Source organism: Pseudomonas sp. PB120 (genome assembly GCF_009761815.1).
Lineage (GTDB): Bacteria > Pseudomonadota > Gammaproteobacteria > Pseudomonadales > Pseudomonadaceae > Aquipseudomonas.
In genome coordinates this window covers 214,247-233,606 of the sequence record NZ_RWIN01000051.1, presented here as the reverse complement: position 1 = coordinate 233,606, position 19,360 = coordinate 214,247, and the positions used below count along the sequence as shown (strand labels likewise).

General features: G+C 58.9%; 18 protein-coding genes. 9 read left to right on the top strand and 9 right to left on the bottom strand.

Annotation, left to right across the window (positions count from 1 at the left end):
• Nucleotides 1-2 precede the first annotated feature (2 nt).
• The 3 genes from EJA72_RS11645 (at nt 3) to pabB (ending at nt 4,096) form a co-directional block, all read left to right on the top strand.
• Nucleotides 3-1,538, top strand: a complete 1,536-nt coding sequence (locus EJA72_RS11645) for an inactive transglutaminase family protein (protein WP_157711586.1) — start codon at nt 3-5, stop codon at nt 1,536-1,538.
• The gene (locus EJA72_RS11640) at nt 1,538-2,524 is read left to right on the top strand and encodes an alpha-L-glutamate ligase-like protein (protein WP_157711585.1); all 987 of its coding nucleotides are present in this window, start codon (nt 1,538-1,540) and stop codon (nt 2,522-2,524) included. The genes EJA72_RS11645 and EJA72_RS11640 overlap by 1 nt, the downstream gene beginning before the upstream one ends.
• Nucleotides 2,525-2,758: 234 nt before the next feature.
• Complete coding sequence (pabB, locus tag EJA72_RS11635) at nt 2,759-4,096, top strand: aminodeoxychorismate synthase component I (RefSeq protein ID WP_157711584.1); 1,338 nt, start codon at nt 2,759-2,761, stop codon at nt 4,094-4,096.
• A 153-nt stretch (nt 4,097-4,249) separates the two neighbouring features.
• On the opposite strand, the gene thrH is transcribed toward pabB, so the two are convergent.
• Entirely contained in the window at nt 4,250-4,867 is a 618-nt protein-coding gene (thrH, locus tag EJA72_RS11630; RefSeq protein ID WP_178129293.1) for a bifunctional phosphoserine phosphatase/homoserine phosphotransferase ThrH, read from the bottom strand.
• A gap of 173 nt (nt 4,868-5,040) precedes the next feature.
• Between thrH and EJA72_RS11625 the strand changes: the two genes are divergently transcribed.
• On the top strand, nt 5,041-5,775 hold the full coding sequence (locus EJA72_RS11625; protein WP_157711582.1) for a phosphoadenylyl-sulfate reductase: 735 nt from the start codon (nt 5,041-5,043) through the stop codon (nt 5,773-5,775).
• Nucleotides 5,776-6,081: 306 nt separating this feature from the next.
• The gene (locus tag EJA72_RS11620; RefSeq protein WP_157711581.1) at nt 6,082-6,810 is read left to right on the top strand and encodes an aspartate/glutamate racemase family protein; all 729 of its coding nucleotides are present in this window, start codon (nt 6,082-6,084) and stop codon (nt 6,808-6,810) included.
• Nucleotides 6,811-6,926: 116 nt separating this feature from the next.
• On the opposite strand, the gene EJA72_RS11615 is transcribed toward EJA72_RS11620, so the two are convergent.
• Entirely contained in the window at nt 6,927-7,850 is a 924-nt protein-coding gene (locus tag EJA72_RS11615; RefSeq protein ID WP_157711580.1) for a LysR family transcriptional regulator, read from the bottom strand.
• Between the two features lie 124 nt (nt 7,851-7,974).
• Between EJA72_RS11615 and EJA72_RS11610 the strand changes: the two genes are divergently transcribed.
• Complete coding sequence (locus EJA72_RS11610; RefSeq protein ID WP_157711579.1) at nt 7,975-8,721, top strand: 3-oxoacyl-ACP reductase family protein; 747 nt, start codon at nt 7,975-7,977, stop codon at nt 8,719-8,721.
• A gap of 146 nt (nt 8,722-8,867) precedes the next feature.
• Here the strand turns inward: EJA72_RS11610 and EJA72_RS11605 are convergent, their stop codons facing one another.
• Nucleotides 8,868-9,563: an HAD-IA family hydrolase gene (locus tag EJA72_RS11605; protein ID WP_157711578.1), complete on the bottom strand. Its 696-nt coding sequence runs from the start codon at nt 9,561-9,563 to the stop codon at nt 8,868-8,870.
• Between the two features lie 236 nt (nt 9,564-9,799).
• On the opposite strand from EJA72_RS11605, the gene EJA72_RS29690 reads away from it, so the two are divergent.
• Nucleotides 9,800-14,581, top strand: a complete 4,782-nt coding sequence (locus EJA72_RS29690; RefSeq protein ID WP_157711577.1) for an RHS repeat-associated core domain-containing protein — start codon at nt 9,800-9,802, stop codon at nt 14,579-14,581.
• The gene (locus EJA72_RS11595; RefSeq protein WP_178129291.1) at nt 14,578-14,880 is read left to right on the top strand and encodes a hypothetical protein; all 303 of its coding nucleotides are present in this window, start codon (nt 14,578-14,580) and stop codon (nt 14,878-14,880) included. The genes EJA72_RS29690 and EJA72_RS11595 overlap by 4 nt, the downstream gene beginning before the upstream one ends.
• A 55-nt stretch (nt 14,881-14,935) precedes the next feature.
• Here EJA72_RS11595 and EJA72_RS11590 read toward each other — a convergent pair whose 3' ends face one another.
• The 6 genes from EJA72_RS11590 to EJA72_RS11565 all read right to left on the bottom strand — a co-directional run bounded on the left by EJA72_RS11590 (nt 14,936) and on the right by EJA72_RS11565 (nt 17,438).
• Nucleotides 14,936-15,148, bottom strand: coding sequence for a hypothetical protein (locus EJA72_RS11590; protein WP_157711576.1), 213 nt, complete (start codon nt 15,146-15,148; stop codon nt 14,936-14,938).
• A gap of 106 nt (nt 15,149-15,254) precedes the next feature.
• The gene (locus EJA72_RS11585) at nt 15,255-15,437 is read right to left on the bottom strand and encodes a hypothetical protein (protein ID WP_157711575.1); all 183 of its coding nucleotides are present in this window, start codon (nt 15,435-15,437) and stop codon (nt 15,255-15,257) included.
• A gap of 129 nt (nt 15,438-15,566) precedes the next feature.
• Nucleotides 15,567-16,034 carry a glycine zipper domain-containing protein gene (locus EJA72_RS11580; RefSeq protein WP_157711574.1) on the bottom strand — a complete coding sequence of 156 codons (468 nt, stop codon included), beginning with the start codon at nt 16,032-16,034 and terminating at the stop codon, nt 15,567-15,569.
• A gap of 112 nt (nt 16,035-16,146) precedes the next feature.
• Nucleotides 16,147-16,518 (bottom strand): bacteriocin, encoded by a 372-nt coding sequence (locus EJA72_RS11575; RefSeq protein ID WP_157711573.1) that lies wholly within the window; start codon nt 16,516-16,518, stop codon nt 16,147-16,149.
• Nucleotides 16,519-16,829: 311 nt separating this feature from the next.
• Nucleotides 16,830-17,018, bottom strand: a complete 189-nt coding sequence (locus tag EJA72_RS11570) for a hypothetical protein (protein ID WP_157711572.1) — start codon at nt 17,016-17,018, stop codon at nt 16,830-16,832.
• 237 nt (nt 17,019-17,255) lie between these two features.
• Nucleotides 17,256-17,438 carry a hypothetical protein gene (locus EJA72_RS11565; RefSeq protein ID WP_178129289.1) on the bottom strand — a complete coding sequence of 61 codons (183 nt, stop codon included), beginning with the start codon at nt 17,436-17,438 and terminating at the stop codon, nt 17,256-17,258.
• Between the two features lie 453 nt (nt 17,439-17,891).
• Here EJA72_RS11565 and EJA72_RS11560 point away from each other — a divergent pair, with 453 nt between their 5' ends.
• On the top strand, nt 17,892-19,352 hold the full coding sequence (locus tag EJA72_RS11560; protein WP_157711570.1) for a site-specific integrase: 1,461 nt from the start codon (nt 17,892-17,894) through the stop codon (nt 19,350-19,352).
• Nucleotides 19,353-19,360 lie beyond the last annotated feature (8 nt).

The window sequence follows — 19,360 nt, the reverse complement described above, 5'->3', positions numbered from 1 at the left end:
CAATGCGCTCTCTTACCCTCCACCTGAAAGTCCTGATCGCCATCCTGGTGGTGCTGGGCATTTCAGTTACGGCCTATCAGATCTTCGTGCTCGGGATTCCCGTGACCGAAGACGCCACGGACGACTTGTGGAACATCGACGCCAAGGTCGAGTTCGTCGCCAGTGCCAAGGACCCGGTCAAGATCCAGATGTTCGTGCCGCCGCTGAGCCGCGATTACGTCAGCCTCAACGAGAGTTTCATCTCCAACAACTACGGCGTGGCCGTGAACCGCGTCGACGGTAACCGCAAGGTCACCTGGTCGGCGCGTCGGGCCAAGGGCAACCAGACCCTTTATTACCGCCTGGTGCTGACCAAGCGCTACACCGGTGAAAAATCCAAGGTCAAGGGCCCGACTTTCCGCGACAGCATCGTTGTCGAAGGCCCGGAGAAAATCGCCGCCGAAGCCCTGCTCGCGCCGATCCGGCAACATTCGGCCGACGTCGAGACCTTCATTGGCGAAGCCATCAAGCGCGTCAACAACCTCAACGACGACAACGTGAAACTGTTGCTGAACGGCGATCCGTCCACCGCGAACAAAGCCAAGATCGTCGAGCTGGTCCTGTCCATCGCCCACGTGCCGGTGGAAAAGGTCCACACCATTCGCCTGGTGGCCGACCAACCGCAACTGCCTGAGCTCTGGCTGCGCAGCTTCAATGGCACCGACTGGCTGTACTTCAACCCGGAAACCGGTGAACAAGGCCTGCCGACCGACCGCCTGCTGTGGTGGACCGGCGACGAAAACCTGATCACCGTCGATGGCGGCAAAAAAGCCAACGTGACCTTCAGCCTGAACAACAGCGAAATGAACGCCATTCGCCTGGCCAAGCTGACCGACGAAAACACCGACGCCAACTTCCTCGAATACTCGCTGTACGGCTTGCCGCTGCAAACCCAGCAGACCTTCATGATCATGGTGATGATCCCGATTGGCGTGCTGGTGATCCTGATCCTGCGCAACCTGATCGGCATCCAGACCCTCGGCACCTTTACTCCGGTGCTGATTGCCCTGGCCTTCCGCGAAACCCAGCTCGGCTTCGGCATCGTGCTGTTCACGATCATCACGGCGCTGGGGCTGTCGCTGCGCTCCTACCTTGAACACCTGAAGCTGCAAATGCTGCCGAGGTTGTCGGTGGTGCTGACGTTCGTGGTGGTGTTGATTGCCGCGATCAGCCTGTTCAGTCACAAGCTCGGCCTGGAACGCGGACTGTCGGTGGCGCTGTTCCCGATGGTGATTCTGACCATGACCATTGAACGCCTGTCGATCACCTGGGAAGAGCGCGGGTCCGGTCATGCCATGAAAGTGGCGATCGGCACGCTGTTCGCGGCATCCCTGGCGCACCTGATCATGACCGTGCCAGAGCTGGTCTACTTCGTGTTCACCTTCCCGGCGATCCTGCTGATCCTGGTGGGCTTCATGCTGGCGATGGGACGCTATCGCGGCTACCGCCTGACCGAACTGGTGCGTTTCAAGGCGTTCCTGAAGAAGGCCGACGCCTGATGTTCGGCTTCTGGAAGACCTGGAAAGCCCTGGAAGCCCGGGGCATCATGGGGATCAATCGGCGCAACGCGGACTACGTGCTCAAGTACAACAAGCGCAGCCTGTACCCGATTGTCGATGACAAGATCATCACCAAGGAACGCGCCATCGCCGCCGGCATTCATGTGCCGGAACTGTATGGGGTGATTTCCACCGAGAAGGAAATCGACAACCTCGACGACATCATCGGCGGGCGCAACGACTTCGTGATCAAACCGGCCCAGGGCGCGGGCGGTGACGGCATTATCGTGATCGCCGACCGTTTCGAGGGGCGCTATCGCACGGTGTCGGGCAAGATCATCAGCCATGAGGAAATCGAGCACCACGTCTCCAGCATCCTCACCGGCCTGTATTCGTTGGGCGGTCACCGTGACCGCGCACTGATCGAATACCGCGTGATCCCGGACCAGATCTTCAAGAGCATCAGCTACGAAGGCGTACCGGACATTCGCATCATCGTGCTGATGGGCTATCCGGTCATGGCCATGTTGCGCTTGCCGACTCGCCAGTCCAGCGGCAAGGCCAACCTGCACCAGGGCGCCATCGGCGTCGGCGTCGACCTCGCCACCGGCCTGACCCTGCGCGGCACCTGGCTGAACAACATCATCAACAAACACCCGGACACCACCAACGCGGTGGATGGCGTGCAACTGCCCTACTGGGACGGTTTCATGAAACTCGCCGCCGGCTGCTATGAGCTGTGCGGGCTGGGTTACATCGGGGTCGACATGGTGCTCGACCAGGAGAAAGGCCCGCTGATTCTTGAGCTCAATGCCCGGCCGGGGTTGAATATCCAGATCGCCAATGACTGTGGGCTGACGCTGCGTACCCATGCCGTTGAAGCGCGGCTCGAAGCGTTGAAGGCACAAGGTGTGACCGATACCGTCGAAGAGCGCGTGGCGTTCGTACAGGAAATGTTCGGGCATATTCCTGCGGTTGAGGGGTGACCTGTGGCGAGGGAGCTTGCTCCCGCTCGGCTGCGCAGCAGTCGTAAACCGGATTTCCTGATTCATTCGGCTGCCAGTGTGTGGGGCTGCTTCGCAACCCAGCGGGAGCAAGCTCCCTCGCCACAGGTTCGAGTAGCTGCCTCCAATCTGCCAATCCCCGACATCCCCTCTAGGAGCAATTCCCCGAGGAGACTACAATCGCCACCCCGCCTCGATGGCTGATCTGCCCCGCCCATGCTGACCTGTTCCGTACACCCGCTCCCCTATCGCGCCAACCCCGCCGAGTATTTCGCGGCGATTCGTCATGCGCCCGGTGCCGTGCTGCTCGACAGTGGCCGTCCCACCGCCGACCGTGGTCGCTTTGACTTGCTCAGCGCCTGGCCGCTGGAACAGCTGGCGGTTTTGCCTGACGAGCGAGGCGCCGATTTCCTGCAACGCCTTCGCGATAATCTGACCCGGCTTGGCGAAGCAACGGTACCGTTTGAACTGCCCTTCGCCGGCGGCCTGATCGGCTACCTCAGCTACGACTTCGGTCGGCATCTGGAAAACCTGCCGAGTCAGGCGCAGGACGATCTGCAATTGCCCGATGCGCGTTTCGGGCTGTACGACTGGGCACTGATCAGCGACCACCTGCGGATGACCAGCCAGTTGGTGTTCCACCCGTCACTGATCGACAGCGAGCGCCAGCGCCTGATTACGCTGTTCAGCCAGCCAACAAGTGAGTCGGTCGAGCCCTTCAAATTGAAGGCGCCGATGAGCGCCGACCTGAGCGCGGAGCAATACCGCCAGGCGCTGGAACGCATCCAGCAGTACATTCAGGCCGGCGACTGCTACCAGGTCAACTTTGCCCAGCGTTTCCGCGCCGAGTGCCAAGGCGATCCGTGGACCGCGTATGTCGCGCTGCGGGCCGCGTGTCCGACCCCCTTTTCCGGATTCCAGAGCCTGCCCGACGGCGGTGCGGTGCTCAGTTTGTCGCCCGAGCGCTTCGTCAAAGTCAGCGAGCGTCATGTGGAAACCCGCCCGATCAAAGGCACCCGCCCCCGAGGCCTGACTGCCACGGAAGATGCGGCAAACGCCGCCGAACTGCTGGCCAGCCCCAAGGATCGCGCTGAAAACCTGATGATTGTCGACCTGCTGCGCAACGATCTGGGCCGCACCTGCCGCATCGGCTCGGTGCGCGTGCCGGAGTTGTTCAGCCTGGAAAGCTATCCGAACGTGCATCACCTGGTGAGCAGCGTGACGGGCGAACTGGCAGATGACCGTGATGCGCTGGACCTGATTGCCGGCAGCTTCCCCGGCGGGTCGATCACGGGCGCACCGAAGATTCGGGCGATGCAGATCATCGACGAACTGGAGCCGACCCGACGCGGGCTGTATTGCGGTTCGTTGCTGTACCTGGACGTTCGCGGCGAGATGGACAGTTCCATCGCGATTCGCAGTTTGCTGGTCAAGGATGGGCAGGTGTGCTGCTGGGGTGGCGGCGGAATCGTCGCGGATTCGGAGTGGCGGGCGGAGTATCAGGAATCGATCACCAAGGTGAAGGTGCTGCTCGATACCCTGCAGAACCTCTGATACCGAGCTTTTGTGGCGAGGGAGCTTGCTCCCGCTGGGGTGCGAAGCGCCCCCAAAACCAGACATCGCGCATCCTCAGATGGAACGCATATGCTGGACTTACGACTGCTGCGCAGCCGAGCGGGAGCAAGCTCCCTCGCCACAGGTATCGGTTTACAAGGTCAACGCCCGATTCGAAGCCTTGATGAACTCCTGCTTCAAATCTTCAAACGTATGCACCGCCGGAAACCGCGGGAACTCGCGGATCACGTTGTCCGGCGCATGGAACAGAATCCCTGCATCCGCTTCGCCCAGCATCGTGGTGTCGTTGTAGGAATCCCCCGCCGCAATCACTCGGTAATACAGGCTCTTGAAGGACAAGACTGACTGACGCTTAGGATCTTTCTGACGCAACTGATAGCTGGTCACCCGGCCGGAATCGTCGGTGATCAGGCGATGGCACAGCAAGGTCGGGAAGCCCAGCTGACGCATCAGCGGTTGGGAAAACTCGTAGAACGTGTCCGACAGAATCACCACCTGGAAGCGCTCACGCAGCCAGTTGACGAACTCGATGGCGCCGTCCAGCGGCTTCAACGTGGCGATCACTTCCTGGATGTCAGTCAGCTTCAGGCCGTGTTCGTCGAGAATCCGCAGGCGCTGCTTCATCAACACGTCGTAGTCGGGAATATCCCGGGTGGTAGCCCTGAGGGATTCGATCCCGGTTTTTTCGGCGAAGGCGATCCAGATTTCCGGGACCAGCACACCTTCAAGATCCAGACAGGCAATTTCCACAAGACACTCCCATTTGTAGTGATTATTGAGTCGAGCGAGCAAAAAGACTGCCGAACTCTAGCGACTCGCACGGCCCTGCGCAACGCAGAGGACGCGCCAGTCGGTGCCGGATTTTGTTACCATCTGGCCCATATAGAGCGCCCAGCGCCACCGACCTGTAGGAAGCCGCCCTGATGAGCCCATCGTTCGATGTCGTGGAACTCGCCACGACCTATGCCAACAAATCCGCCCAGGACATCCTGAAACTCGCGTTCGCCGAGTTTGGCGATGACCTGTGGATATCTTTCAGCGGCGCCGAAGACGTGGTGCTGGTGGACATGGCCTGGAAGCTGAACAAAAACGTCAAGGTGTTCAGCCTCGACACCGGCCGCCTGCACCCCGAGACCTACCGCTTCATCGATCAGGTGCGCGAGCACTACAAGATCGACATCGAACTGGTGTCGCCGGACTACACGAAACTTGAACCGTTCGTGAAGGAAAAAGGCCTGTTCAGCTTTTACAAGGACGGTCACGGTGAATGCTGTGGCATCCGCAAGATCGAGCCGCTGCGTCGCAAATTGTCCGGCGTGACAGCCTGGGCCACCGGCCAGCGCCGGGACCAGAGCCCTGGCACTCGCAGCGCGGTCGCGGTAATGGAAGTCGACACCGCGTTCTCCACCCCGGAACGTACCCTGTACAAATTCAACCCGCTGGCGCAAATGACCAGCGAAGAGATCTGGGGTTACATCCGCATGCTCGAACTGCCGTACAACAGCCTGCATGAACGCGGTTTCATCAGCATCGGCTGCGAGCCCTGCACCCGCCCGGTGCTGCCGAACCAGCATGAGCGTGAAGGTCGCTGGTGGTGGGAAGAAGCCACGCAGAAAGAATGCGGGTTGCATGCGGGGAACATTATTAGCAAGTCATAACGCCACCCCTCCCCCTGTAGGAGCGAGGTTGCTCCGGGCGGCGTTCCGACGATGCGCCAGAGCGCGCCGCGGGGTATCAGGGAACCATCGTTATCATTGACGACTTTCGCGAGCGAGCTCGCTCCTACAGAAATGTGCACACACGAATGTCACCCTGGGTGCCATTCGTGTGCACTTTTCGTTTCTGCCTCCTGAAAAGTTATATCCCTTCCGAAATCGCCTGGATCCCGAATCGGCTGAGCCTGATTTTATTGCATACAACTTTTGCATACAATAAATTGGGTCACCCCGTGATAAGGACTCCCCATGCGAATTCTCGTGGTCAACGTCAACACCACCGAATCCATCACCGAGGCCATCGCTCGTTCGGCGCAAGCCGTGGCCGCGCCCGGCACTGAAATCATCGGGCTGACGCCCTACTTCGGTGCCGACTCCGTCGAAGGCAATTTCGAAAGCTACCTGGCGGCCATTGGGGTCATGGACCGGGTGATGGCTTACGACCAGCCTTTCGACGCGGTGATCCAGGCCGGTTACGGCGAGCACGGTCGCGAAGGCTTGCAGGAGTTGCTCAATGTGCCGGTGGTGGACATCACCGAGGCGGCGGCCAGCACGGCGATGTTCCTCGGCCATGCCTATTCGGTGGTCACCACCCTGGACCGCACCGTGCCGCTGATTGAGGGTCGGCTGAAGCTGTCGGGGTTGTGGGATCGCTGCGCGTCGGTGCGGGCCAGTGGTCTGGCGGTGCTGGAACTGGAGTCCGATCCCGAGCGAGCGCTGGAGGCGATTGTGCGTCAGGCGGAATGGGCGGTGCTTGAGGACAAGGCCGAGGTGATCTGCCTGGGCTGCGGCGGCATGGCCGGGCTGGATGAGCAGATCCGCCAGCGCACCGGCGTGCCGGTGGTGGATGGCGTGACGGCGGCGGTGACAATCGCCGAATCGCTGGTGCGGTTGGGGTTGTCGACGTCTAAAGTGCGCACGTATGCGACGCCGCGGCCGAAGAAGATCCTGGGTTGGCCGGGGCGGTTTGGCAGGTAGACCACGTTATCGTTCATCGCGAGCAGGCTCACTCCCACATGTGATCTTCGTCGTTCACAAATCCAATGTGGGAGTGAGCCTGCTCGCGATGGTGACACCTCGGTCCCAAGCTTGGCTCAAACCGCACTAAACCGCCGCCCCAACCCCTGCTCCGCAAACTGCTCAATAATGAAATCCACAAACGCCCGAGTCTTACCCGGCAACAATTTGTGCTCGGCGTAGTAAATGGAAATATTGCCATCATCGACATACCAGTCCGGCAACACCCGCTGTAACGTTCCCGCCTGCAAATACCCCGAAGCAAACGGCATGCTGACCAACGCAATGCCCAGTCCCTGGGTCGCGGTGGCGCAAGCCGCTTCTGAATCGCTCATGGTCATCCGCGCCTTCAGCGTCAACGGGCTGTGTTGCTGAGTGCGACTGGTCAACTGCCAGGAGCGCACGCGGCCGGTTTGCGGTGAGCGAATCAGAATCCCGTCGTGATGCTTGAGATCGTCAGGTTCAACGATGGCCTCACGACTCGCCAGGTACTCGGCCGAGGCCACCAACACCCGATGCGCGGGCGTCAATTTGCGTGCGACCACTCCTTGGGGCAATTCGAAACCGCCGCCAATCGCCGCATCAAAACCTTGGGCGATCAGATCCACTTGCCGGTTATCGAAATGCCAGTCCGGGTTGATCGCCGGAAAACGCCGCAGAAACTCCCCGAGCAACGGCACGATGTACAAGCGCCCGAACACCGTGCCCATGCTGACTTTCAGTGTGCCGGCCGGACGGCCTTCGGCGCTGGCCAGATTGGCCACGGCATTCTGGATCGTGTGCAGGCTGGCGCTGACCTCCCCCAGAAACAACTGGCCCGCCTCGGTCAACGTCAGGCTGCGGGTGCTGCGCTGGAACAAACGCACGCCCAGCCTCGCTTCAAGTTTGGCGACGCTTTTGCCCACCGCTGCCGGGGTCAGGCTCAGACGCCGGGCGGCTTCGGCGAAGCTGCCCACTTCGGCACTGCGCACGAAGCATTCGATACTGCTGAAGGTTTCCATAAGCGCCACTATAAACTTTTGGTTTACACAGACTATCGTAATGACTGGCTACACAGTGGGTAATTCAAAATCGATACTAGGCTCCATCAACCGAGACATCTCGCCTCGGACTTTGGAGATCGTTATGACTACTCAGAACCTCAGCGGCAAAGTGGCTTTGATTCAAGGCGGTTCTCGTGGCATTGGTGCCGCCATCGTCAATCGCCTGGCTGCTGAAGGCGCAACCGTTGCCTTCACCTACGTCAGTTCCACGGCCAAAGCCGAAGCATTGCAGAACAGCATCACCGCAAAGGGTGGCAAGGCCCTCGCCATCAAGGCTGACAGCGCCGACGCCGAGGCCATCCGCAACGCAGTGACCGCCACGGTCGAAGCTTTCGGTCGACTGGACATCCTGGTCAACAACGCCGGCGTGCTGGCTGTTGCACCGCTGGAAGATTTCAAGCTGGAAGACTTCGATCAGACCCTCGCCATCAACGTGCGCAGCGTGTTCATCGCCACCCAGGCCGCCGCCAAGCACATGACCGAAGGCGGCCGTGTCATCAACATCGGCAGCACCAACGCCGACCGCATGCCCTTCGCCGGTGGCGGCCCGTACGCCATGAGCAAAGCGGCGCTGGTCGGCCTGACCAAAGGCCTGGCCCGCGACCTCGGCCCGCGCGGCATCACCATCAACAACGTGCAACCGGGCCCGGTCGACACCGACATGAACCCGGCCGATGGCGACTTCGCCGACAGCCTGATCCCGTTGATGGCCGTGGGTCGGTACGGTAAAGCCGAAGAGATCGCCAGTTTTGTGGCCTACCTGGTCGGTCCTGAAGCGGGATACATCACCGGTGCCAGCCTGACCATCGACGGTGGTTTCGGCGCCTGATACCTCAAACAACGCAACAAACCCTGTAGGAGCGAGCTCGCTCGCGATGGACGTCAACGATGACGCGGGTTACCTGAGTAAACCCGTCGCCCTCAAGTCCATCGCGAGCAAGCTCGCTCCTACAGGATTTATTTGTGAGTGCTCGCTTAGGCCCATTCAAGCGCAGGCAAGCCGTAAGCGCCGGGCGTGAAGCCCTTCAGCGTACGAAGAATGCCGTCAGCGTGTGCGTACTTTGCGTCCGCCATCGCCGCATCGGGAATCGCAATGGCCGTCATCCCCGCCGCTTTCGCCGCCGTGACACCGAACGGTGAGTCCTCAAACACCAGGCAATCCTCGGGTGCAACACCCAGGCGCCGTGCCGCCGTGAGGAAGATGTCAGGCGCCGGCTTGGCCGCGCCGACTTCCGGATCATCAGCGGTGACAATAAAGTCGAACAACGCAAACCAGTCGCGGTGCAACGTGGTTTTCTGGCCGAACGACTGACTCGACGAACTGGTGCCCACGGCAATCGGAATATTGTTGGCCTTCAAATGCCGAACCAGTTCCTCGGCGCCTGGCATGGCCTGCGCGGTGGGAAAGCGCTCACGCATCAGGGGTTCGCGAATCACCAGAAACTCTTCGGCGGTAATCGGCAAGTCCAGCGCCTGGACCACGTAACGCGCCAGATCGCCCGCGCCACGGCCGATGATGTTCTGTTTGACGCTCCAGTCGAACGTCCGACCGTAACGCTGGGCGATGATGGACGTGACCTCGGTGTAAATGCCCTCGGTGTCGAGCAGCAAGCCATCCATATCGAAAATCACGGCTTTGATCGGGCCGAACTCTTTGAGCGGTGCATTCATCACATCTGATCCGTTTTTAATGACATCCCGGGCGGTTCAGGCGCCGCCGGGTCGATGTTCGATTAAAGGTTTCAGCAGCATAGCGAGCACGGTAACCCCAGGGCAACGACCAAAGCCCAAGACTCGCCATGATTTAGCGACTCGTCCTACACCAAACACCTCTTTGCCCGACTTCTTTCCCCGCTGATCCCCCGCACAGTCCCGCGCTCTTAATTGATCCGCGCGAGGGGCTGCGAATGTTCGATCCCGACAAGGTCCTGGCCTTGAACAATGCCATCGGACTCCTGGTGGTTGCCGCCATGAACCCCGGGCGGCCGGACGTCGAAGCCCTGCTCGGTGATTTTCGGCTTTGCCTCAATGACTACGACGCCTGGGCTGAAAGCTTCTGGTCCGGCACCGCGCTGGATATCGAGCAGGTGTTCAAGGTCGGCGATGAAGTCCGGCTTGTCACACCAAAAACGTCTGCCACCCCCGTCAGCTCGACCGTGACCGCCTGTCCGGCCAGCGGCCCGTTGACGCTGGTGCACATGTTCGAGGCGGTGCGTTTTGTACCGATTGGCGATACGCCGGTGTTGCTCGAACCCTTGATTTCCGATGTCGCGGGCGAGCTGACATTCGGCAAGCCGGTTCTTCACCAGATCGGCCCCAGCGGCATCCTCGAAATCCCTGATTGCGAACGCGGCCTGCGTTATCGCATCACGTTCTTTCCCGATGTTTCCACTGATCACGTCAAGGCGCTCTACGCCTCCTACCAGGACGTCATCAGCCACCTCGAAGGCTGGCTGCGCAACGAATGGGCGACCGAGTTTCAGCCGTTGTGGGTGGAGTTCGGTGAGGCCGGGTTCACTCAGCGCTACGGCATGCTGCAGCGGGCCGACTGGCGCGGCTTCGAGAAATCGCTGCACGGTGTGTGGGATGACGTAAATCAGGTTTACGCCCTGGTGTCGGACCTGCAAGCCAACAGCGAAAAACTCCTCGAGTACCTGACGGCGGCAGAACTTGAGTCATTGCTGAATGCCTCGGCTGAAGCCATCGCCAACGTGTTGCTGGTGCTGAGCGACGAGCCCTTGATGTTCATTCATCTCGCCGCCTTCACCAGTTGGCTGAGGATGTTGCCGCCGCAATACATCGCCGAAGTCGTCGCCGAGATTCGCACAGAAATCCTCATCGGTTTCCTGTTGGCCTGCCTCACCGGGCCTGCAGGTTTGAAGCTCGGGATGAGCGTTAAGGTGCTGGGCAAAATCAAGTCCGCCCGCGCCCGCGAATGGCTGGCCCGGGCGGGAACGCGCCTGGCCGAACTCACGGCCAGGACTGACCTGACGGATCACGCCGGTTCGCTAAAGCCACTGATGGTCAACGCGCGGCATGCCCCCCTCAATCCTGCCCCGGTCGTTCCGCTACAGATCAGCGTCGATAAATCACCCGCTGTGCAGGTGAAACATCCCGTCGCCATTGCTCGCAACAAGTCCGAATCCCAGACCCGCCTGAGCCGGCAGGAACACCGCGACGACGCTTCGCAACAAGCAAAAAACCCTAGTGGCGACAGTGCCGATTGCGCAGCCTTGACCTGCACCAAAGGCTGCCCGGTATCGATGGTCACGGGTGAAGAACTGCTGACCCTGACCGACGGCTCACTGGACGGAATCCTGCCCTTCGACTTCACCCGCCTATATCGCACCAGCGCTGTGGAGATTGATTGCGGGCTGGGGTTCGGCTGGAGCCATTCCCTCGCCCATCGGCTGGAAATCCATGGCGACAGCGTCCTGTGGATTGATCACGAAAACCGCCGAACGACCTTTCCGCTGCCGAGCGCCGAGCGACCGGCGATTCACAACAGCCTGTCACGGGCAGCGATATATCTGGGGGATACGCCCGAGGAACTGATCCTCTCCATGACGGGTGAGGCTGCGCGGTTTTACCACTTTCACACAGGCCGACTGACGGCAATCAGCGATGCCTATGGCAATCGACTGACGGTGCACAGGGATAACGCTGACAGGATTCAGCGCCTCGACAACGGCGCCGGGCGTTCACTGCGTTTGCGCTATGAGCGTCGGCAGATCGTTGCCGTCGAGTATCAGCGTTTTCAGCCCGCCGACACGCTGGAAGCCTGCTGGCGTACCGAGCAAACGCTGGTTACCTACCGCTATGACGCCCGCCATCGCCTGATCGAAGCGACCAATGCGGTCGGCGAGAGCGAGCGCTACGACTACGACCATCTGCACGTGATTCTTCAGCGGCAATTGGCCGGTGGGGCCAGTTTCTATTGGGAGTGGGAACGCTCTGGCAAAGCTGCGCGGTGCATTCGGCACTGGGCGTCGTTTTCGCAGATGGACACCGCCTACGCCTGGGATGACAAGGGTTGCGTCGTCGTCAAAAACGCCGATGGCAGCGAAGAGGTCTACCAGCACGACGATCAGGCGCGATTGGTACGCCGGGTCGAGCCCAATGGCGCAGAACACCGCAAGATCTATGACGACAAGGGCCGGTTGATAGCCGATCAGAACCCGCTCGGGGCGATCACCCGGTACCGCTACGACGAAGTCGGACGGCTGGCGGCGCTGATTCCATCCGAAGGTGAACCGACTTCCTACGAGTATCGCCACGGTTTCCTGCATGCGCGACATCGCGGCACCGCGGTCTGGAAGTACCAGCGAAATGCTCAGGGCGATGTCACCGAAGCGATTGATCCCCACGGGCATGTCACCCATTACCACCACGATAAACAAGGTCGGTTGCTGTCGATCCGCTACCCGGACAACGGCCGCCATACCTTTGCCTGGAACGGGTTGGGCCAACTGGTCGAAGAAACGTTGCCAGACGGTGGCCAATGGCATTTTTCCTACGATGTGTTGGGACGGCAGACTGCTCGCCAGGACCCACACGGCGCCGTCACTCGGTACCAATGGGATGGCGTTGGGCGGCTGATCCAGACAATTTCGCCCACCGGTGCAAGTCGCACATTCAGTTACAACGCCTACGGCAAGGTCACCGCCGAGCGCGATGAACTCGGGCGCATCACCCGTTTTGAATACGCCGATGACCTGCATCGGGTCAGCCGCCGGCTCAATCCCGATGGCACGCAACTGCGTTACCGCTACGACCATGCGCAACTGCTGCTCACCGAGATCGAAAACGAAGCCGGCGAACGGTACCTGCTGGACTACACGCCAAATGGACTGATCCGACAGGAAACCGGTTTCGACGGTCGACGCACCGCGTATGCCTACGACCTCAATGGCCACCTGCTGGAAAAAATCGAGTTCGGTGATGACGGCTCGCAGCAGGTAACGGGTTACGAGCGCGACTCGGCCGGGCGCCTGTTGATCAAGACGCTGCCCGACGGCATCAAGGTCCAGTACTGCTACGACAGCCTCGGTCGACTGGTCAACGTCGACGATGGTCACGACCACCCACTGGAATTCGAATACGACACCCAGGACCGCCTGATCACCGAGCACCAGGGCTGGGGCACGCTTCGCTATCGCTACGATGCCTGCGGCCGGCTCAACCATGTGCGCTTGCCGGACAACAGCAAACTCGACTACCGACACGCCAAGGGCGACGCGCTCATCGCCATCGACCTGAATGGCGCCCGACTGACATCACATACCGCTCTCGCCGGCCGCGAACAGAGCCGCGAACAGGGCCTGTTGATCAGCGACTACCAGCACGACGAACAAGGTCGTCTGAAAGCCCACACCGTCAGACAAAACCGACAATCGCTGTATCGACGCGACTATGCCTACAGCGCCAACGGCAATCTCGAGCACATTGCCGACACACGCCTCGGCCAACGCAACTACCAATACGACCCTCTCGGCCGCCTGATCCGCGTCCGCCATTCCCGCGACCACCAACCGGAATCCTTCGCCCACGACTCGACCGCTAACCTGCTGATGCAGGACCGTCCGGGCCCGACCACCGTCTACGGCAATCGGCTGCTGATGCAAGGCGACCGGCACTACGACTACGACGCCTTCGGCAACCTGATTCGCGAGCGGCGCGGCACCGCGCAAAAACTCGTCACCGAATACCGCTACGACTGCCAGCACCGGCTAACCGGCGTCACGATGCCGGATGGCCGCAGTGCCAATTACCGCTACGACGCCTTCGGCCGTCGCATCGCCAAAACCGTCGACGGCAAAACCACCGAATTCTTCTGGCAAGGCGACCGCCTCGTCGCCGAAAGCAGCCGCGAGCATTACCGCAGCTACGTCTACGAACCCGGCACCTTCCGCCCGCTGGCCATGCTCGACGGCAAAGGACCGCGCAAAGCCTGCCCGTTCTACTACCAACTCGACCACCTCGGCACACCACAGGAACTCACCGACTACAGCGGCGACATCATCTGGGCCGCGCAATACACCGCCTACGGCCGCCTCACCCGTCTCAACCGCGACACCCATCAGGTGCTCGATCAACCGCTGCGCTTTCAGGGGCAGTATTTCGATGCGGAGACAGGTCTGCATTACAACCGGCATCGTTACTACAACCCGGAAGTTGGGCGGTATCTGACGCAAGACCCGTTAAAGCTTGCGGGTGGGTTGAATGGGTACCGGTATGCGCTGAACCCGACGGGGTGGATTGATCCGTTGGGGTTGAGTGAATGTCCGGGGGTGGGTGGGTGTAAGGGGGAATTGGATGGGGATCCGGCGCGGAAGGTTGGGGTTGATGAGGGGGAGCCCAAACTTCCGTTCCCAGAAAAAGTAGACTGGACCCCGCACAACTATAAACATAGCGCCTCAAAAAACATGACTTGGAAAGAAACAATAAACTCAACAAAGTCGGGCCCCGCCAAATACAAGCAAGGTATCGACGTGGAGAGCTTGGAGAGAGAGGCATATGCAAATGGATACCCTGCTGCCAATGGCAAACCCTGGAAAGTCAGAGAGTACGACACAGACATTGGAGCAAGCGAAGGGAAACCCAGTCGTTGGATACGTATCGAACTAAGCGCTAGAACGATCCATGGACATCCCATTTCGGAAACTGAGTTCAGGAGACTTAATAAGTGATTGACCTGACGTTTATCAGCGGAAACATCACTCATGATGATCTTTCCTCACTCAAAGGCATCTCGCCTTCTGATCAGATTGATTTTCTAAAAGAAGACATGCTGCAAGTGGAGTATTGCGCAAGGCTGTTGCTAGATGTTGGCTGGTATCCATCATTCAACATTAACGGTGCCTTCCAAATTAGAGTGATCAAGAATCACCACTGGGAAGAGCCGATATTTTATTCGAAAGCCAAAACAATTGACTCACTCATCGAAGAAATCGTCGAGGCGCAAAAAATCATTAGCAAGGAAGCCTAGATCGAACTGATCGACATCACGCTCGCCATGCCGGATGGGACAGGTTACTTAAGTTTCAACTCGCCTCCCCCGACCCATCCTCCCCAGCCATATCCGAATCACCGGGGTCCGCCTCAACATCCCCCCGCTTCACATCATCCGCCGGCACCTGCTCAACTGCCATGTCATCATCCGGCGGACGTTGATCCCGACTCAACGAATCGGTCGGCGAAGGCAGCGGATATTCAGGGGTATCGTCGATGTCGGAGTCTTTCGGATCAGCGTTCATAAAGCACCTCTCAGAAGGCCTGCAAAATAGGCCCTGACATTTTGAGGGGCGTCGTTATCGCGCGTTCTATCGAAGAGACGATCGGTCGACCGTGCCACGAACCCAATCAGTCTTCGTCCTCATCCTCTTCTTCATATTCAAGATTGCCCACATCGCCGGCGTCATCCGAATCATTGAGCGGCACCGTCGCGTCATCCATCAGGGAACCCGGATCTTCGTTGCCCGGATCGTTGATAAACGGAAGCCCACTCGGGCCTTTTTGTTCCTTGCCTTCGGTTTCGGGAGTCATGGCGTGCCTCTCAACATTCAAGGTGTGTATGAAGTTCGAGGCGACGCGCCGCCAAACGTTCCGACCTCCTACGCACAGATACGAAAAACCCGGCACTGGGCCGGGTTTCTTCTGTCGCTGAAAGTCGAATCAGCGGTGTTTATTTCTGTGTTTGTTTTTGTGCTTGTGGCCGCCACCGGAATGGGAACTGCCGTTATCACTACCCAAATTGTTCCCGACCGCGCCACCCGCCGCGCCGCCCAGACCTGCGCCAATGGTCGAACCGGTTGAACCGCCCAGGCTATTGCCGACTACAGAACCACCCGCCGAGCCCAATCCACCGCCAATCGCCGCTTCTGTGCGACTGCCTTTTTTCGCTCCGACCGCGCTCCCGGCAGCGCCACCCACGCCGGCACCAATCGCTGCGCCCGTGCTGCCGCCCATTTGCCCGCCGACGACGTTACCAAGCGCACCGCCGAGACCACCGCCCACTGCTGCGGTACCGTCGCCAGCCGCCATCGCGCCCTGAGCGAACATCAATCCAACAACAAACGCGGACAACGTCAAACGTCGAGTACTTGTGCATCCAACTGTCTTGCCGCTGGTATCCGGTGTCATGGCACGCCTCGTATTGTTCGGGGGATATGTTGGATTTGAGGCTCTAGATGAAGAAACGTTCATAAAGCAAAAAGCCCGGCACTGTGCCGGGCTTTTTTAGCTGATCAAAGGATCAGTGGCTCTTGTGACCTTTGGCCAGGTTGCTGCCTACGCCGCCGCCCAATGCGCCGCCCAAACCAGCGCCGATAGTCGCGCCGTTCTTGCCGCCCAGGCTGTTGCCGATCACCGAACCACCGGCCGCGCCGACACCACCGCCAATGGCGGCTTTGGTGCGACTGCCTTTACGTGCGGCAACTGCGCTGCCCGCTGCGCCTGCGACGCCGGCACCGATCGCTGCACCGGTGCTGCCGCCCATTTTCTGGCCGACCACATTACCCAGCGCGCCACCCAGACCGCCACCCAGCGCGGCAGTGCCATCGCCAGCAGCCATTGCACCCTGAGCAACCAAAAGACCCAGAACCAGAGCGGGCAGTGTTAAACGCATGACGAAAACCTCAAAAAATAGAGAAACCGAAAGGCCGGGGATTAAATGCTTTAGAAGAGGCAACGTCCACACAAAATCCTCCGCTGCCTCGTTATTGGCGTCGGTTGGACAGTTTTTATGGAAAAGGTTTTACGACAGGCAAAAAAAAGCCCGCTGGGGAACGGGCCAGGTGTTGCTTTCTAACGGATGAGTTGAGACTACGTAGGATCTTGTGAAAACTTTGTGAAAACCTACACGACCAACACACGCGGTCACACTATCCCTTCAGGCATGAAAAACCCCACTCGATGGCGGGGTTAGTCTGGTGGTGATTACTTCCTGGTGGGGGCCGCGACCTTGGGCAAGAATTTTGCCTTCGGCCCTTGGCGCACCATGGTTTTCATCTTCCCGAGCTTGGCCTGATCGTCGCCAAAGCCCACGTCATAATGCGTCTGGCCACACTGCACGCAATTGTTGATCGGAAATTCTGCGCCGTCGTCCTCGATATACGGATCAGCCATATTTCACCCCTCTCAAAAGCGGGATCGACTCAGGCAAGCCCTATTTGCCCGAAAAATATCGACCACCAAGCTTTCGAGACTAGCCGGTCATTACCGGACTTGTAATTCAGTTTTCCGCATGCCCGACGAATGGCCCGCTGGCTGATTGATTTCAACCGGCCTTAAGGCTGCCTCGATAAATATTGAGCTACAGCGTCAAACGCCGGCAACGTGACAGCAAGTCTTGGGATTGGGGGATTATAAAAGCTTGATCAACAAGGCTGTCACGGTGGCCACAGTGCCGATGAGTCCAGTGGCAACAGCCACCGGATACCAAAACGTTTCACGGGTCATCTTGCCTGCTTCGGCGTTCAGTTTGCGCTGCTCGGCTATCAGCTTGACGATTTCGACATGAACCTTTTCCAGCTCGGCCTGTTTCAAAGTGAATTCCTGCATAACGTGAATCCATTCCAGATAACGGGCCGCTGTGTGCGCTGTCCCTGCATTCATTCTGTGCCTTGAGGGCCACGCCGAATACCCCACCGAAAACGGCTCGTGTTGTGCCCGGACCAATGAAAGCACCCGGCCAGCCCGCTTTCCAGCATCACGTCCCACACGCCTGTTACTTTTCCCACACCAACTTCAGACACGTCTTAGGTAATTCGGTGGGCAGTGGCAGCTGTAGAACGAAACTCAGACCCCAGAAACCACAAAACCCCTGACTTCTTTCGAAATCAGGGGTTTTGGTTACATCGAATTTGGCGGTGAAGGAGAGATTCTAATTCAACACCCCTTTCGACCATCAACCGCCGTATTCCGGGGCTTTTAGCATGCATAGTAGTACAATTGAGTAGTACAATTCGCTGTACCACTCCCCCACTTCACGGCGCTCCAATGGCAGACAATCTGATTCAGAAGAAAGGCGAATCCACTTGGTATGTGCGACTGGCAGTGCCTGCTGATGTGCAAAAAGCTATGGGTGGGAAGTCCGTTCTTATTCAGTCACTAAAGACCGGACTACGGTCTGAGGCCATGACCCGACGCCTGAGCATTCTGGCTGGCTGGAAAGCAGCGATTGCAGCAGCACGCGAGAAACGAGCACTCCCCGAAGACTGGCAAGAAGGTGTCATTTTTCAGTTGGAGCAGTTCGACCAGATCGCACTTCAACAGAAACGCAAACTGATTGGGGAGACAGTGCCAGAGCTTCCACAGGCTGATCCTGAAATGCTGGCGAAAATGGCGGCTGATCCTAACGTGGTCGCGCTCGCCACCAAACTGGTTACCGACAAAATGAAAAATGGTCTGGCAGGCCAAATCCAGTTCGAGGAAAAGCTTGCCCACCTGTTCAAACGGCTGGTTCCTGCCCAGCTCGTAAAGAGCTATCAGTTGACTGCATTGCAACGCACAGAACTGGACGCCTTGACAGGCAGCCCGTCCAGCTACAAACCAGCATCACCAATTACCAAAGCTCGCCTGAAGACCTACCGAGAGTTCAGGGAGAGTCGTGGTGGTGCGGCGAAGCACGTCGATCAGCAAGTGGGGAAGATGGAGCGGCTGTCAGACTTCCTCAAGAAAGAGGAACTGCCTCTCAGCTTTGACACTGTTGATAGCTGGCTGAAGTCCTTGAACCGAGCACCCAATACCCTCAGTCAGTACCTAATGGCAGGCACTGCGTTCTGGAAGTGGGCTATGAAGTACGATGCGGCTTGGCGTGAAGAATATAAGGACAAGGTAAACCCGTTCGTAGGCCACGATTTGCCAAAGGGCGGAGGCTCTGAGATAGCAGGCCAAGAAAGGGAAATGTACACGCGTGCCGATACCCTCATGCTGCATCAAGCCGCACTGGATAACAGGGACAAACCGCTTGCAGACCTCATCGCACTCGGTTGGTACACCGGGGCGAGGATCGAAGAGCTTTGCCAACTAAACAAAGGCAGCGTTATCACTGTTGATGGCGTTCGGTGCTTCGAATTCCCACGAAGCAAGAGCAAGGCGAGCAAACGAGTAGTGCCGATTCATCCAAGCCTGTTGCCCACTGTAGATAGACTCAGTAAAGACGCAACGGATACGTTCCTCATCCCCGCAGAATCAGCCGACAAGTACGGCAAACGATCACACGCAATATCCAAGGCGTTTGGTAGATTGCGAACAGCAGCAGGCTTCAGCAAGCTCCACGTCTTCCACAGCTTCCGTCACACAGTAGTTACTGAACTGATCAGGGCTGACGTACCAGACGCTTTGGCAAAAGAGCTGGTTGGGCACGAAACTGGCTCAGTGACATACGACGTATATTCAAAAGGTGCGAGTGCGGCACAGAAGTTGGCGGCAATCTCAAAACTCCCCATACTTTCTTGAGGGGAAGC

Excerpts from the sequence above, each read along its gene's own strand:
- EJA72_RS11645 (WP_157711586.1), top strand. The coding sequence starts at position 3 with ATGCGCTCTCTTACCCTCCACCTGAAAGTCCTGATCGCCATCCTGGTG.
- EJA72_RS11640 (WP_157711585.1), top strand. The coding sequence starts at position 1,538 with ATGTTCGGCTTCTGGAAGACCTGGAAAGCCCTGGAAGCCCGGGGCATC.
- pabB (WP_157711584.1), top strand. The coding sequence starts at position 2,759 with ATGCTGACCTGTTCCGTACACCCGCTCCCCTATCGCGCCAACCCCGCC.
- EJA72_RS11625 (WP_157711582.1), top strand. The coding sequence starts at position 5,041 with ATGAGCCCATCGTTCGATGTCGTGGAACTCGCCACGACCTATGCCAAC.
- EJA72_RS11620 (WP_157711581.1), top strand. The coding sequence starts at position 6,082 with ATGCGAATTCTCGTGGTCAACGTCAACACCACCGAATCCATCACCGAG.
- EJA72_RS11615 (WP_157711580.1), bottom strand. The coding sequence starts at position 7,850 with ATGGAAACCTTCAGCAGTATCGAATGCTTCGTGCGCAGTGCCGAAGTG.
- EJA72_RS11610 (WP_157711579.1), top strand. The coding sequence starts at position 7,975 with ATGACTACTCAGAACCTCAGCGGCAAAGTGGCTTTGATTCAAGGCGGT.
- EJA72_RS11605 (WP_157711578.1), bottom strand. The coding sequence starts at position 9,563 with ATGAATGCACCGCTCAAAGAGTTCGGCCCGATCAAAGCCGTGATTTTC.
- EJA72_RS29690 (WP_157711577.1), top strand. The coding sequence starts at position 9,800 with ATGTTCGATCCCGACAAGGTCCTGGCCTTGAACAATGCCATCGGACTC.
- EJA72_RS11590 (WP_157711576.1), bottom strand. The coding sequence starts at position 15,148 with ATGAACGCTGATCCGAAAGACTCCGACATCGACGATACCCCTGAATAT.
- EJA72_RS11585 (WP_157711575.1), bottom strand. The coding sequence starts at position 15,437 with ATGACTCCCGAAACCGAAGGCAAGGAACAAAAAGGCCCGAGTGGGCTT.
- EJA72_RS11580 (WP_157711574.1), bottom strand. The coding sequence starts at position 16,034 with ATGACACCGGATACCAGCGGCAAGACAGTTGGATGCACAAGTACTCGA.
- EJA72_RS11575 (WP_157711573.1), bottom strand. The coding sequence starts at position 16,518 with ATGCGTTTAACACTGCCCGCTCTGGTTCTGGGTCTTTTGGTTGCTCAG.
- EJA72_RS11570 (WP_157711572.1), bottom strand. The coding sequence starts at position 17,018 with ATGGCTGATCCGTATATCGAGGACGACGGCGCAGAATTTCCGATCAAC.
- EJA72_RS11560 (WP_157711570.1), top strand. The coding sequence starts at position 17,892 with ATGGCAGACAATCTGATTCAGAAGAAAGGCGAATCCACTTGGTATGTG.